Here is a 13,507-nt window from a genome sequence, read left to right as displayed (position 1 = left end):
CAAGATTCATACGCTCTTGCTCATGCCCGATGTCCTCGTGGAGGCGGCCGGCCTCGTCAAGCGCTATCCGCCCCGCGACCGTCATGGGTCCCCGTTCACGGCGGTCGACGGCATCGACTTCACGCTGCGTCGCGGCGAGTCGTTCGGGTTCCTCGGCCCGAACGGAGCCGGCAAGTCGTCGACGATGCGGATGATCGCGTGCGTGTCGCCGCCGACCGCGGGCACGCTGCGGGTACTCGGGTTGAACCCGCTCACGCAGGGCCGCCAGATCCGGGCGCGGCTCGGGGTGGTGCCCCAGGACGACGCGCTGGACCGGGAGCTCACCGTTCTGGAGAACCTGCTGATCTACGGCCGCTACTTCGGCCTGCCGAAGTCGACCATCGCGGCCCGAAGCGCGCACCTGCTGGAGTTCGCCCAGCTCGCGGAGCGCGGCCGCGACCGGGTCGACGCGCTCTCCGGCGGTATGCGGCGCCGGCTCACCATCGCCCGCTCGCTGATCAACGAGCCGGAGATGCTCCTCCTCGACGAACCCACCACGGGGCTCGATCCACAGGCCCGGCACGTGCTGTGGGACCGGCTGTTCCGGCTCAAGCAGCAGGGCGTCAGCCTGATCCTGACCACGCATTACATGGACGAGGCCGAGCAGCTCTGCGACAGGTTGATCGTGATGGACAAGGGCCGCATCGTGGCGCAGGGGTCGCCGGCCGAGTTGATCGCCGCGCACTCCACGCGAGAGGTGCTCGAACTGCGCTTCGGGATCGGCGAGCAGGACAAGGCCGTGGCCAAGCTCCGCGACGCCGCGATCCGGGACCGGCTGGAGGAACTGCCGGACCGCGTCCTCTGGTACACCGCCGAGGGCGAGGCGGCGCTGGCGATCGTCCATCAGGTCGGCCTGCGGCCGGTGACGGCGATGGTCCGCCGCGCCAGCCTCGAGGACGTGTTCCTCGCCCTGACCGGCCGGACTCTGGTGGACTGATGGCGACCGCCGACCCGATGGCGCTCCGCGCGTACCAGTACTGGATCCTGCGCTACCGCCGCACCTGGCGCGGCACCGTGGTGATCAGCATCGCCAACCCGTTGCTGTTCCTGGTCGCGATCGGCGTGGGTCTCGGTCGCCTGATCGCTCCGGACTCGGCAACCCTCGGCGGCGTCGACTACCTCGCGTTCTTCGCGCCTGGCATATTGGCCGCCGCCGCGATGCAGAACGGCATCGTGGAAGCGGCATTCCCGGTGGCGGTGAACCGCGGCCCAGGCGGCGCGTACCCGGTCGCCGCCGGCACGCCACTCGAACCCGAAGACATCCTGCATGGTCATCTCCTCTTCATGGCGTCGCGCGTCACGTTGAGCGCCGCGGTGTTCGTGGCGGTGATGGTCGCGTTCGGCGCCGCCCACTCGCCCCTGGTGCTGCTGGCCCTGCCCGCGGCGGCGCTCACCGCGATGGCGTTCGCGCTGCCGTCCGCTGCGTGGGCGGTGACGCTGCCCGACGTGCGGCCGGTGAACGGCATCTTCAAGTGGGTGGTCATGCCGCTCTACCTGTTCTCCGGCACGTTCTTCGCGGTCGAGCAGCTGCCGTCGGTGGTCCGTCCGCTCGTCTACGCCACCCCGCTGTGGCACGGAGTCGACCTGTGCCGCGCGCTGAGTCTCGGCACGGTGTCGTGGCCGCTGGCGGCGGTGCACGTCGGCTACCTCGGCGCGCTCTGCTGCCTGGGCTACCTGGTGGCGCGCCGCACCTACCGACGCCACCTCCACGCGTGAAGGGAAGAGGGACCGTGTCGTCCGCCCACCTGATCGTCGTGCGCCACCTCTGGGTGCTGCGGCACGGCCGGCCGTGGAACCTCGTCGTGAACGGCATCTTCGAGCCCTTTCTGTATCTGCTCTCCGTCGGCATCGGCATCGGTCAGCTGGTCAGCGGGGAGTCGGGCGCCGCGAGCTATGCCGCGTTCGTGGCGCCCGCGCTGCTGGCCACCTCGGCGATGAACAGCGCGGTCAACGAGACGACCAGCAACGTCTGGTGGCGGGGCCGGTTCGACAAGGTGTACGACGCGATCGTCACGACGCCCATGCGGATCGGCGACATCGCGTTGGGCGAGATCGCCGCGTCGGTCCTGCGCAGCACGCTGTCGTCGAGCTGCTTCTTCGCGGTGATCGCACTGCTCGGGATGGTGCACTCCTGGTGGGCCGTGCTGGCCGTGCCCGCGGCGGCGCTGATCGCGTACGCCTTCTCCGCGGCCGGCCTGGCCGCCGCCACCTTCATCCGCGAGCCGCACCACCATCAGTACCTGCAGTTGGTGATGCTCCCGATGTTCCTCTTCGCGACCACGTTCTATCCGTTGTCGATCTATCCTCCCGTCCTCCAGGGCATCGTCGCGGCACTGCCGCTCTACCAGAGCATCGAGCTCATGCGCGGTCTGACCACGGGCCAGTTGGGTGCCGGTCTGCCGATCGCCGTCGCGTACCTCCTCGTCCTCGGCATCGGCGCCACCGCGCTCGCCCGGCGCCGGCTGGCCGTCCTCCTGCTGACCTGATCACGCTCATGCCGCCCGAACTGACAGGCAGTGCGCCCGCACGCCCTGTTGCCGATCGTGGACGGTGGCGGTAGGACATAGAGACGCATGCTGATCCGGGAGGGGCAATGAAGCTCGGAAAGATCGCAGTCGTCGCTGTCGTGGCCGCGGCGGGGCTGGTGGTGCCGGGCTCCGCCCCGGCGCTCGCGCACGGTGGCGGCGAGCCACCGAGGGACGCCACCGCCGTCGGGTACGGCGGGGCCGTCGCCACCGTCGACCCCACCGCCACCGCGGTCGGGCTCGACGTGTTGCGCAGGGGCGGCAACGCCGTCGACGCCGCGGTCGCGGCCGCCGCGACCCTCGGCGTGACCGAGCCGTTCTCCGCCGGGATCGGCGGCGGCGGCTTCTTCGTCTACTACGACGCCAAGACCCGCCGCGTCCACACGATCGACGGTCGCGAGTCGGCACCTCGGGCCATGGGCGAAGACGCCTTCCTGAAGCCCGACGGCACTGCGATGGCCTTCCAGGAGGCCCGGGTCAGCGGGATCTCGGCCGGCGTGCCCGGAACGCTGCTCACGTGGAAAGAGGCCCTGCGCAAGTGGGGCAGCCGCTCGCTGCCCGCGGCGCTCGCGCCGGCCGCGGACGTGGCCCAGCGCGGCTTCACCGTCGACTCCACCTTCCGCCAACAGATCGCCGACAACCAGGCCCAGTTCGCCCAGTTCGGGTCGACCCGCGAGCTCTATCTGCCCGGCGGGCAGCCGCCGACCGTCGGCTCGCGGTTCCGGAACCCCGATCTGGCCGACACGTACCGCGAGATCTCCCGGCACGGCACCGACGTCTTCTACGAGGGCCGGATCGCCCGGGACATCGTGCAGACCGTGCAGCACCCGCCGGTTGCCGCCGACCCCGCGATGCCGTGGGGCTTCGAGATCCGCCCCGGCGAGATGACCCTCGCCGACCTCGACCGGTACGAGCTGCGGTTCCCGGCACCGACCCGCTCCGACTATCGCGGCTACACGGTCTACGGCATGTCGACGCCTTCCAGCGGTGGCATCGCGGTGGGCGAGGCCCTCAACATCCTCGAGCGGTTCGACCTCTCGGACATGAGCGCGGTCGAGGCGCTGCATCACTACCTCGAGGCGAGCGCGCTGTCGTTCGCGGACCGCAACCGCTATGTCGGCGCCGACACCTCGCGCAAGCTGATCGACGAACTGCTGCGCGACCGGTACGCGGCCGAGCGTGCCTGCCTGATCGACCCGGCGAAGGCGCTCGTCAAGCCGGTGGCACCGGGCAACCCCGACGGCCGCTACGGCGACTGCGCGACCGCGGCGGCCGCCGCGGAGGGCAACCCCGGGCAGAGCACGACCAACCTCACCGTCGCCGACAAGTGGGGCAATGTCGTCGAGTACACCCTGACCATCGAGCAGACCGGCGGCAACGCCATGGTGGTGCCGGGCCGCGGCTTCCTGCTCAACAACGAGATGACCGACTTCACCTTCATCCAGACGCCGGGCGCCCCGCCGGACCCGAACCTGCCCGCTCCCAACAAGCGGCCGCGCTCGTCGATGTCGCCGACGATCGTCTTCGACGACGGCAAGCCGTTCCTGGCGCTGGGCACCCCGGGTGGCGCGACCATCATCACCACCGTGCTGCAGATGCTGGTCAACCGCATCGACCTCGGCATGACGCTGCCGGAGGCGATGGCCGCCCCGCGAGCGTCGCAGCGCAACAGCGCCGCGCCGCAGGCCGAGCCGGCTTTCATCACCGCGTACGGCGCTGATCTGCAAGCCCTCGGCCAACCGACCTTCGTCAGCACACCCGAGCTCGGTGCGGCCACGGCGATCGAGTTCACCCGGCACGGCATGATCGCGACAGCCGAGCCGGTGCGTCGTGGTGGCGGTGCGGCGGGCGTCGTACGTCCTGGCAAGCCTCACTAGAACCTCCCCCGCGGATAGATCCCTGGACGCGGCGGCGACGATCGATGTCGCCGCCGCGTCCGCTGTGGTCGGCCCAGTTTGGATCAGCCAGAGGTCACCCGACCGAGTTATCCACAGGCATCGGGTTATCCACAGGCTCGATCGCGGGTCGTTCGTCGTCTGCCCCCGGCCTCTACACTGGCCTCACGGACAGTTACGACCACCGATGCGTCGGTCGCGCTGGCCGCTTCGACAGCGACCCGGGCGGGTGAGATGAAGCAGTTCAAGGACCGACGTTCGCGGGCACGGTGGCTCGCGGCGACGACGGCTGTGCTCACGTTGGCGACGCTTCCGCTGCTCGCGACGCCCGCGCACGCCGACACCGTGCGGTCGCTGTCGTGGCACCTCGACTCGCTCCGCATCTTGCGCGCACAACAGATCACCAAGGGCGCGGGCGTGACCGTGGCCATCGTTGACGGCGGCGTGCAGGCCAACAACCGGGACCTCGTCGGCCAGGTCGTCCCCGGCAAGGGTTTCGCGTCGGACGTGCCCGGCGACGGCCGCGTCGACCCCGACAAAGACCTGAGCCACGGCACCGCCATGGCCAGCCTGATCGCCGGCCGCGGCGGCGGCGACCAGCGCATGCTCGGCATCGCGCCGCAAGCCAAGGTCATGCCGGCCGCGGTCGGCACCGCGAAGGCGACGATGGCCGAAGCCATCCGTTGGGCGGCCGATCAACGGATCGGTGTGATCAACATTTCGATGGAGCCGACGACGACCGTCTTCGACCCGGGGCTCGACGACGCTCTGACCCACGCGCTCCAGCGCGACGTCGTCGTCGTGGCGAGCGCGGGCAACCAGGGCGGTGACCTCGGCCAGATCGCCCGGCACCCGGGCGTGGTGTCGGTCGCCGCCGTCGACCGCAAGGGCAAGCTGTGGGAAGGCACGGCGAGGGGTCACCAGCTCGCGCTGAGCGCGCCGGGCGTCGACATGATCATGTCCGTCAACACCGGCAATGGGTACGGCGTGGGCAGCGGCACCAGCGCGGCCGCCGCCATCACATCCGGCGTGGTCGCCCTGATCAGATCGCGCTTCCCCGACCTCGACGCCACCAACGTCATCAACCGGCTTGTCAGAACGGCCACAGACCAGGGCGAGAAGGGCCGGGACGGCTTCTACGGCTTCGGGCTCATCGACCCGGTGCGCGCGTTGACCGCCGAAGTCCCGGCCGTCGACGTCAATCCGCTCGGCGCGACTGCCCCGTTGCCGTCGGAGTCCGCCGGCGCGGCGGCCACCGGCGAGGACGCTGACGAAGGCTCGGGCCTGGGCATCAACGTCAACGCCGACCCGGGTGGCCTGCTCCTGTACGGGTTGGGCTGCCTGGCGGTCGTGGCCGCGATCGTGGCGCTGGTGGTCTGGTCCAACCGCCGCCGACGCCGGCGATTGGCCGCGTATGGCCCGGGCGGTCCCGTCCCCCCTGGTCGGATGCCGCCAGGCGGCTTCCCGGGTGGCCCGCCGGGCGCGGCGCCACCAGGTCCGTACGCGGGCGGTCTTCATGGCGCACCGCCCCCCGGCCAGTGGGGAGCACCGACTGCGCCAGGTCAGGTGGGAGCACCGCCGCCGGGCCAGTGGGGCGGGCCAACTGCGCCAGGTCAGGCAGGAGCGCCGCCGCCTGGCCAGTGGGGCGGGCCAACTGCGCCAGGTCAGGCAGGAGCACTGCCCCCGGGCCAGTGGGGAGCACCAACCGCTCCAGGTCAGGCAGGCGCACCGCCACCTGGCCAGTGGGGTGCACCGCCGCCGGGTCACCGGGGTCCGATGGCGCCGCCGAGCCATGGCTCCGTGCCTGGGCACGCGCCGCAGCCGCCGTACCCTCCTCAGCCGCCGGCATATGGGCCGCCACCGCAGTCCGCGTTCGGTTCTCCGCCGCCACAACCGGCATATGGGTCGCCCCCGCGAGGAGGCGGTGACGGCAATCCGCCACCACCAGTTCAGTCGACCGGCCAGGGGCCGATGTCGCCGCAGGCAGACGGTGATGCGGGCGCTGGTTCCGGCGCTCAGCCGGCGGAGCAGCGGCAACCGCCGCCGATGGGTGACCGGTAGGGTACGCATTGACGTCCGGCACCAGCAACGGCCGCCGAGACCTGGGGAGTCGCGATGGGGGAGAAGTTCGAGTCGGGCAACGAGGAGCTTGACGCGAAGGTCGACAGCTTCCGGCGAATCGACCAGAACACTGTGGAGCTGACGCTCAAGGATGGCTCGGTCATGACCGTTGACAACAACGGTGACCGGATCAGCGCCGACTGGGACCGCCCGTTCGCCTTCGACCTGCATTCGGACCAGGCCAACGTCGGCACGTCACGCCCCGACGTCGCCCCCAGGGGTTTGACCGAGGCGGCGCCCGGCGCGCAGACCGGTGTCGACCTCGCGTCGCTCGAGTCCACGCAGGACTGGTTGCGCGAGCGGGCCGCATACCTGGGCCGGCTCTACCACGCCATGCCCGGCATCCTGGAGAAGATCGACGGGCCGGCAAGTGCGGGCGCTCCGACGCTGGGCCAGTTCCCGGGCGCGGGCAAGGTCCATCTCAAGCACACCGAGGTCTACGAGTCCTTCCGCAATGGGCTCGAGCTCACCATCGAGCAGATCCACGACACGGTCGACGCGCTTGGCAAGATCAAAGAGAACTACGCGGCCGCCGAGGAACGGAACGCGCTCACCGCGCAGCAGTGGGCCTCGATCTTCACCGAGGCCTCGGCGAAGGACCACCAGATTTAGCGATCTGCCAGGGGGAGGAAAGAGCAGATGCCGCCAACCGACTGGACGACGATGGTCAACCACGTCGTCATCGCCGGCCGTCCCGGTGATGTGGAGGATGCCGCGCTCGGTTGGCAGGAGCTGATCGGCAACGTACGCGACGTCTGCACCTCGCTGGAACGCGACATCAAGGGCATCGACGCGTTCTGGACAGGCAAGGCCGCGGACGCGTTCACCGAGCGGGTGAAGTCCGTGAGCAAGGAGCTCACCAGGCTCACCGACAGCGCCGCGCCCGAGAGCGGTGTCGGCATCGTCGAGACGCTCCGCACCGCGGCCCAGGACCTGCAGGCCGCGCAGGCCGCGATGCCGGTCCCGGCGAGCATGCTCGGCGAGATCATGGCCGCGCGCGACGCGCGCATCTCCTTCGGCCCGGGGGCGCTCGAGGTCGAGCTCGAGGCGGGCTTCTTCAACAACGCACCGATGAGCTTCGCGGGTTGGCTGGGCGACCAGTTCCGCAAGCTGCTCACCGACGTCGAGGGCGACGCGCGGGCGGCGTACGACACGGTCAGCGCGCAGCACCAGGCCGCGGCCGACCGTGCACCCAACGCGGCCGTGGTCGGCACCGACAACATCCCGGGCCTGGAGACTCCCGACCTGGGCGGTGGCGGCCCGGGCGTCGGCGGTGGGGGCGTTCCCGGCATCGGTGGCGGCGGGGCAGGTGCCGGTGCCGGTGGCCTGGACCTACCCAAGCCTGGCGGCAGCGGAGTGGGCAACATGCCGGGCCTGCTCGACGGCTCCCCGATCGACAAGCCCACCAGCCCTGACCTGGGCGAGTTCGAGCCGGGCTCGGGCCTGGCGGGCGCGGGCGGCGGCCTGACCACCGGCACTCCCCCGGGTTTGGGCGGCGGCGGCCTCGGCTCGGGCGGGCTGGGTACGTCCGGGCTCGGCGGCGGCGCGGGTCTCGGCAGCGGAGGCATCGGCGTCGGCCCAGGTGGCCTCGGCAAGATCCCTGGCGGCGGATCGCTCGGCAAGCCCGTCACGCCCACCATCGCCCCGATGGCCGGCGGCGCGGCGGGCCGTGGTGGCGGCGGCACCGCCCGCGCGGGCAGCGGTCGACTGGGCGCCGGCGGCGCAGGCGCCGTGGGTGGCATCGGTGCCGGCGCGGCTGGCGGCGGTCGCGGCGCCGGGCGCGGTGCGGGCGGCATGGCCGGCATCGGCGGCGTCGGGGCGGGCGGCGGCGGCGCGGGCCGCGGTGGAGCGACCGGCAAGGGCGCCGCGGGGCGCGGGGCCGGCTTCATCGGCGGGCCCGGGGCAGGAGCCGGCGGGCACGGTGAGGAAGACGAGTACGACAGCTGGCTACACGAGGACGACAACGTGTGGAGCGACAACAACGACGCCCCACCGCCCCCGGTCCTCGGCAACTGACCGGTCGAGGCGTCGCACATGTCCACGTCCAACGTCTCTCCGACATGGTCGTCGCCTTGGCGTCTCGGTGCCCCGCGCGCTGTGCGGCTGATGGCCGGGGTCGCCGGTGCGGCGGTGATTGCGGCCGTCGCGGCCGCGGGTATGAGCGTCCCGGCGGCGGCCGCGGGTATAAACGTAACGGCGGCGGCCGCGGGTATGAACGTCCCGGCGCCGGCTGCGCGTGTGAACGTCCCCGCGGCGTCCGCGGGTATGAACGTCCCGGCGGCGGCCGTGCGTGTGAACGTCCCCGCGGCGGCTGCGGGGCGGGCGCCGTCGTGCGGGCCCGATACGGGGCAGGCGATGACCGAGACGCCGTGGCCCCTGCAGCAGTTGCGGCCTGATCTCGCATGGCCCATCAGCGAGGGTGCGGGGATCACGGTCGCGGTGATCGATTCGGGGGTTTCGGCGACGCACCCGGCATTGGCCGGCAAGGTCCTGGAGGGGCGGGACTTCGTCGAGCCGTCGGCCCGTGGGCAATGTGACGAGGTGGCGCACGGGACGTTGGTTGCCGGGGTGATCGCCGGGCGTACGCCTCAAGGCTCGGTGTTCAGCGGCATCGCGCCGAAGGCGGAGATCCTGCCGGTCCGCGTGCTGCGGGATCTCACGAAGGACTTCAACCCGAGCACGTCGGCGGACATCGCTACGGCCATCAAGTGGGCTGCCGACCAGGATGTCGAGGTCATCAACCTGTCGCTGACCACGGATCCGACGGCCGGTTTGGAGGACGCGATCGAGTACGCGCTCGATCGTGGCGTCGTGGTCGTCGCCGCGGCCGGCAACGACGGCGGGAGCAACGGGAGCGAGCAGACGGCTTATCCCGCGGCGTACGAGGGCGTGATCGCCGTCGCCGGCATCGACAAGGTCGGGCATCACGTCAACACGTCGACGTCGGGGCCCTATGTGGACGTCGCGGCGCCCGGTGCCGAGGTTGACGGGCCGATGCCGCGAGGCGACAAGTACGCGCAGTTCAAGGACGGTGGGACCAGCTTCGCGGCCGCGTACGTGTCGGGGCTCGCGGCGCTGATCCGGTCCGCCGAGCCGACGCTCACGCCGGCGCAGGTCGCGGCGCGCATCACCGCGACCGCTGATCACCCGGCCGAGGGCCGCAACAACCAGGTGGGCTTCGGCATGATCAATCCCTATCGCGCCCTGACCGCGATCGCCGGAGCATCGGAGCCATCGCCCGCCGCGGCGGCCCTCGCCCCGGTCGCGCTACCCGAGGATCCGATGGGCGGCACCCGCGCGCTGGCCACATGGACGGCGACCGGGCTCGCGGCGCTGGCGCTCGTGATCGCGATCAGCGCAGGAGTCGCCCGCCGCACGCGTCGCCGCGGCGTCCTGGCAGGAACGGTCGGCGCACAAGCGACAAAGGTTGGCGCACCGGCGAGAACGGGCGGCGCGCGGGCGGGAACGGCTAGCGCACCGATAGGAGAACCGGTGACCGCTCCAGCAGCGCGTCGGTCTCGAAAGGACCACGCAGGTCAGCCTTCAGAAGCGGCGGTCTCCGGTATGAAGGCTCGTCTTCGCGGAGACAAGGGGGCCGAGGAAACGTCTGGCCGGCATCAGCCGCTCAGCTGGCAACCAGATGCGCATCAGCAAAGTCCGACGCCGGAACGCCGCCAACCGCCGAATCAAACCAGCTCGAATTACAGCGGACGGGCCCAAGTGCCGCCGTCCTGACTCGAGCGGCGGGCTGGCGGGCGGCACGGGCGGCACGGGCGGCACGGGCGGCGGCAGTAGCCGCATTACTGAGAACCTCTCCGACTGGTGGGCGAACCGTGCCGATGACGAGCGGACATTCCGTGGACGTCCAGCAGTCACCTGAACGATCGACGTCCGGATACGTAGCCGATGTGGGTGCCTCGCGATTCCTTTCGGGCACCTCCGCGGTCTGTACTGGCATGGATGCGATAAGGGAGATGTACGCCCGGTGGGCCGTCGGGGACATGGGTGCGGATGACCAGTGGGGCGACGTGACGGCGGAACCGCGCGGCCTGGATTACGCGGAGGTGTCGGCGGGCGGCGTGCCGGCAATGTGGCTCGTCCCGCACGACGCCGACCGCGACCGGGCGATCCTCGCGCTGCACGGTGGCGGTTTCGTGGGCGGGTCGCTGTATACCCACCGCAAGATGTACGGGCACCTCGCGAAGGCGGCCGGCGTGCGGGTGCTGCTGGCCACCTACCGGCTCGCTCCCGAGTTCCGCTACCCGGCGCAGATCGAGGACGCGGTCACGGCGTTCCGGTGGGCGGCGGCGCGCACCGCTGCGGTGGCGCTGGCCGGTGACTCCTCCGGCGGCGGCCTGGCGGTGCAGGTCGCCCTCCGCGAGCCGGGCGCGGCCGCGCTGCTGTTGCTGTCGCCGTGGATCGATATGGACCCGGCGCAGACCGCGACGTCGTACGAGGAGAACGCCGGCACCGACCTGTTCTTCACCCGACCGATGGTGCAGGGTCTCATCGAGCAGTACCTGGCCGAGGGGACGAGCGGCTTGGCGCCGGAGGTCAACGCCTTCTACGCCGATCTGTCCGCGCTGCCGCCGGTGTACGTGCAGTGCGGCGGCGACGAGAGCGGTCGGGGTGACAGCGAGCGCCTCGCGAAGCTGACCGACGCACGGCTCGACGTCTTCGACGGGCAGCTGCACACGTTCCAGATGGCCGCCGGACGCTCACCGGTTGCCGACGAGGCGATCGGGAGGTTGGCCGCGTGGGTACGCCCGAAGCTGGGGCTCTGACCGAGGCGTTCGAGGCGGAACGCCCGGGGTTGCTCGCCCACGCATACCGGATGCTGGGCGCTTATGACGAGGCCGAGGACGTGGTGCAGGACACGTACGTGCGGGCGCTGCGCGGGTGGGCGACCTTCGAGTCGCGTTCGTCGCTGCGCACCTGGCTCTACCGGATCGCCACCAACGTCTGCCTGACCGCGCTGGAGGGCCGCGGGCGGCGCGCGCTCCTGTCCGGTCTCGGACCGGACGACCTCGATGCGCCGCTGCAGCCGTTCCCGACGGATCCGGCCGACCTGGTGGTCGCGCGGGAGAGCGTGCGGCTCGCCTTCGTGGCCGGGTTGCAGCACCTCACCCCCCAGCAGCGGGCGGTCCTGCTGCTGCGGGAGGTGCTGGCCTTCTCCGCGGCCGAGACCGGCGAGGTGCTGGGCATGTCGGTACCGGCCGTGAAGAGCACCCTGCAGCGGGCCCGGGCCCGGCTCGCCGAGGCGGCACCGGCCCGCGACGACGTGCTGGACGCGGCCTCGCCCCGGGCCAAAGCGCTGCTCGCCGGGTACATCGCCGCTTGGGAGGCGTCCGACGCCGACGCCTTCCGTGACGTGCTGCGCGCGGATGCGGCCATCGTGCCGGTCGGCTCCCCGACCTCGTACACCGGTCGTGAGGCGTGCCTGGCCTTCGCGACGCCGTCAATGGGCGCCCCGGGGGAATGGCGGATGGTCGCGACCGAGGCGAATGGCCAGCCGGCCGCGGCGGTGTGGTTCCGCGGCGAGCCCTTCGGCGTGGCGGTGCTGACTGTCGCCCAGGAAGGGATCGTCACGATCGCCCTCTTCGGAGACCCGAAACTGACGGAACCCTTTACACCGAGGCCTTGAGTACGAGCTGGCTGTCCTCGAGAACCAAGGAGACATCATGAGCACAGTGCCATCTGACGAGGAATTCCGGACCTACAACCAGGGCGTCATCAGCGAGTTCCGCGCTAATCACGGCAGGGTCAGCCAACCGCCGTTCCCGATCCTGCTGCTGACCACGACCGGCGCGCGGACGGGACGGCAAGCGACCGTGCCACTCGGCTTCCAGGTCGACGACCAAGGCCGCGTGTTCGTGGTCGCCTCCAAGGCCGGTGCTCCCAGGCATCCCGCCTGGTTCCACAACCTGCGAGCCAACCCAGCGGTGACGGTCGAACTCGGCGGCAACTCCTACCGCGCCCGAGCCGTCATCGTGGCAGGTGAGGAACGCGACCGGCTCTACCGCACGGTCTCCGACGGCACTTCCCCCTACGAGCAGAACACCAACCGGGTATTCCCCGTCATCGTCCTCGAAGGCGTTCCCGCTACACACGCGGCCTCAACCTCGAACGTCGGCCATGATCCCGAACGGGGGCTGCCGTTCTAGAAGGGCGTCACACCCGGTCCGTTGGGCGCGGGCCGCCGCAGGGTGCAGCGTGGCCCGGGCGTCGCCCGGGCGTCGGCTGCGGATGGCGTTGGGGCGTCAGCCCCAGACCTTGGCGTTGTTCGCCTCGGTCGTGATGTAGTTCTGGTTGGCGACGCCGACGGCGGCGCCGATTTCGCTCAGGATTGCGTTGATGTCGGCTACTGCCGCGTCCCACTGGGCCTGGTAGGCCTGGTAGGCCTCGCGGTCCGAGCCGTTCCACTGCATCTGCTGCAGCTGCGAGCGGAGCGCGTCGAGGCGGCCGTCGATGGTCTTCGAGATCGACTGCATCTGGGACTGCGCGTTTTCGAGCGCGGCGTAGTTGACTTGGATCTGCGACATGATCTCGGAATCCTTCGCTCAGATCACGGGTTCAAGGCCGAGTTGAACTTGTTGAGCATCTCGTTCTGCTGCTCGTCGTTGACCTGGTGCGTGGTGCCGCCCTGGTCGAGCAGGTCCCCGATGTTGTCCAGCGCGGTCAGCAGCTTGGAGACGTCACCCTGCCAACGCGTCATCAGGTTCTGGAAACCGGCGGAGGCCTGGCCCTGCCATGCGACAGCCAGATCGTCCAACACGCCCCAAAGCCGCTTGAGATCACCGTCGACATCAGACCTTGTCGACCGCACATCCCCCGCAGCCTTGTGGAGCGTCGCGGCATCAACCGAGAACGGCTGACCCATAACACTCACCCCTTGCTTGACTCGTGCGACATGTCCGGACTCACCGT

General features: G+C 70.9%; 13 protein-coding genes. 11 read left to right on the top strand and 2 right to left on the bottom strand.

Annotation, left to right across the window (positions count from 1 at the left end; translation table 11 throughout):
- The first annotated feature begins 22 nt into the window (after nucleotides 1-22).
- The 11 genes from Asi02nite_RS29560 (at nucleotide 23) to Asi02nite_RS29510 (ending at nucleotide 12,744) form a co-directional block, all read left to right on the top strand.
- Complete coding sequence (locus tag Asi02nite_RS29560; RefSeq protein WP_203717274.1) at nucleotides 23-976, top strand: ABC transporter ATP-binding protein; 954 nt, start codon at nucleotides 23-25, stop codon at nucleotides 974-976.
- Nucleotides 976-1,755: an ABC transporter permease gene (locus Asi02nite_RS29555; protein WP_203717273.1), complete on the top strand. Its 780-nt coding sequence runs from the start codon at nucleotides 976-978 to the stop codon at nucleotides 1,753-1,755. The genes Asi02nite_RS29560 and Asi02nite_RS29555 overlap by 1 nt, the downstream gene beginning before the upstream one ends.
- Nucleotides 1,756-1,769: 14 nt before the next feature.
- The gene (locus tag Asi02nite_RS29550; protein ID WP_203717272.1) at nucleotides 1,770-2,525 is read left to right on the top strand and encodes an ABC transporter permease; all 756 of its coding nucleotides are present in this window, start codon (nucleotides 1,770-1,772) and stop codon (nucleotides 2,523-2,525) included.
- Nucleotides 2,526-2,632: 107 nt separating this feature from the next.
- Nucleotides 2,633-4,441 (top strand): gamma-glutamyltransferase, encoded by a 1,809-nt coding sequence (ggt, locus tag Asi02nite_RS29545; RefSeq protein WP_203717271.1) that lies wholly within the window; start codon nucleotides 2,633-2,635, stop codon nucleotides 4,439-4,441.
- Between the two features lie 252 nt (nucleotides 4,442-4,693).
- Nucleotides 4,694-6,520, top strand: coding sequence for a S8 family serine peptidase (locus Asi02nite_RS29540; protein WP_203717270.1), 1,827 nt, complete (start codon nucleotides 4,694-4,696; stop codon nucleotides 6,518-6,520).
- Between the two features lie 54 nt (nucleotides 6,521-6,574).
- On the top strand, nucleotides 6,575-7,192 hold the full coding sequence (locus tag Asi02nite_RS29535) for a hypothetical protein (RefSeq protein WP_203717269.1): 618 nt from the start codon (nucleotides 6,575-6,577) through the stop codon (nucleotides 7,190-7,192).
- Between the two features lie 27 nt (nucleotides 7,193-7,219).
- Entirely contained in the window at nucleotides 7,220-8,596 is a 1,377-nt protein-coding gene (locus tag Asi02nite_RS29530; protein ID WP_203717268.1) for a WXG100 family type VII secretion target, read from the top strand.
- A 339-nt stretch (nucleotides 8,597-8,935) separates the two neighbouring features.
- Nucleotides 8,936-10,315, top strand: coding sequence for a type VII secretion-associated serine protease mycosin (gene mycP / locus Asi02nite_RS29525; protein WP_239127219.1), 1,380 nt, complete (start codon nucleotides 8,936-8,938; stop codon nucleotides 10,313-10,315).
- A gap of 239 nt (nucleotides 10,316-10,554) precedes the next feature.
- Nucleotides 10,555-11,364 carry an alpha/beta hydrolase fold domain-containing protein gene (locus Asi02nite_RS29520; protein WP_203717267.1) on the top strand — a complete coding sequence of 270 codons (810 nt, stop codon included), beginning with the start codon at nucleotides 10,555-10,557 and terminating at the stop codon, nucleotides 11,362-11,364.
- Nucleotides 11,337-12,224: an RNA polymerase subunit sigma-70 gene (locus tag Asi02nite_RS29515; protein WP_203717266.1), complete on the top strand. Its 888-nt coding sequence runs from the start codon at nucleotides 11,337-11,339 to the stop codon at nucleotides 12,222-12,224. The genes Asi02nite_RS29520 and Asi02nite_RS29515 overlap by 28 nt, the downstream gene beginning before the upstream one ends.
- A 37-nt stretch (nucleotides 12,225-12,261) precedes the next feature.
- Nucleotides 12,262-12,744, top strand: coding sequence for a nitroreductase/quinone reductase family protein (locus Asi02nite_RS29510; protein WP_203717265.1), 483 nt, complete (start codon nucleotides 12,262-12,264; stop codon nucleotides 12,742-12,744).
- A 96-nt stretch (nucleotides 12,745-12,840) separates the two neighbouring features.
- On the opposite strand, the gene Asi02nite_RS29505 is transcribed toward Asi02nite_RS29510, so the two are convergent.
- Nucleotides 12,841-13,122: a WXG100 family type VII secretion target gene (locus Asi02nite_RS29505; protein WP_203717264.1), complete on the bottom strand. Its 282-nt coding sequence runs from the start codon at nucleotides 13,120-13,122 to the stop codon at nucleotides 12,841-12,843.
- Between the two features lie 23 nt (nucleotides 13,123-13,145).
- A complete protein-coding gene (locus Asi02nite_RS29500; RefSeq protein WP_203717263.1) occupies nucleotides 13,146-13,460 on the bottom strand; it encodes a WXG100 family type VII secretion target in 315 nt (104 codons plus the stop codon).
- Between the last annotated feature and the right edge of the window lie 47 nt (nucleotides 13,461-13,507).

Source organism: Asanoa siamensis, assembly GCF_016862555.1.
Taxonomy (GTDB): Bacteria; Actinomycetota; Actinomycetes; order Mycobacteriales; family Micromonosporaceae; genus Asanoa; species Asanoa siamensis.
Note: the sequence above shows the minus strand (reverse complement) of the source record. Positions and strands in the feature narration are given on the sequence as shown.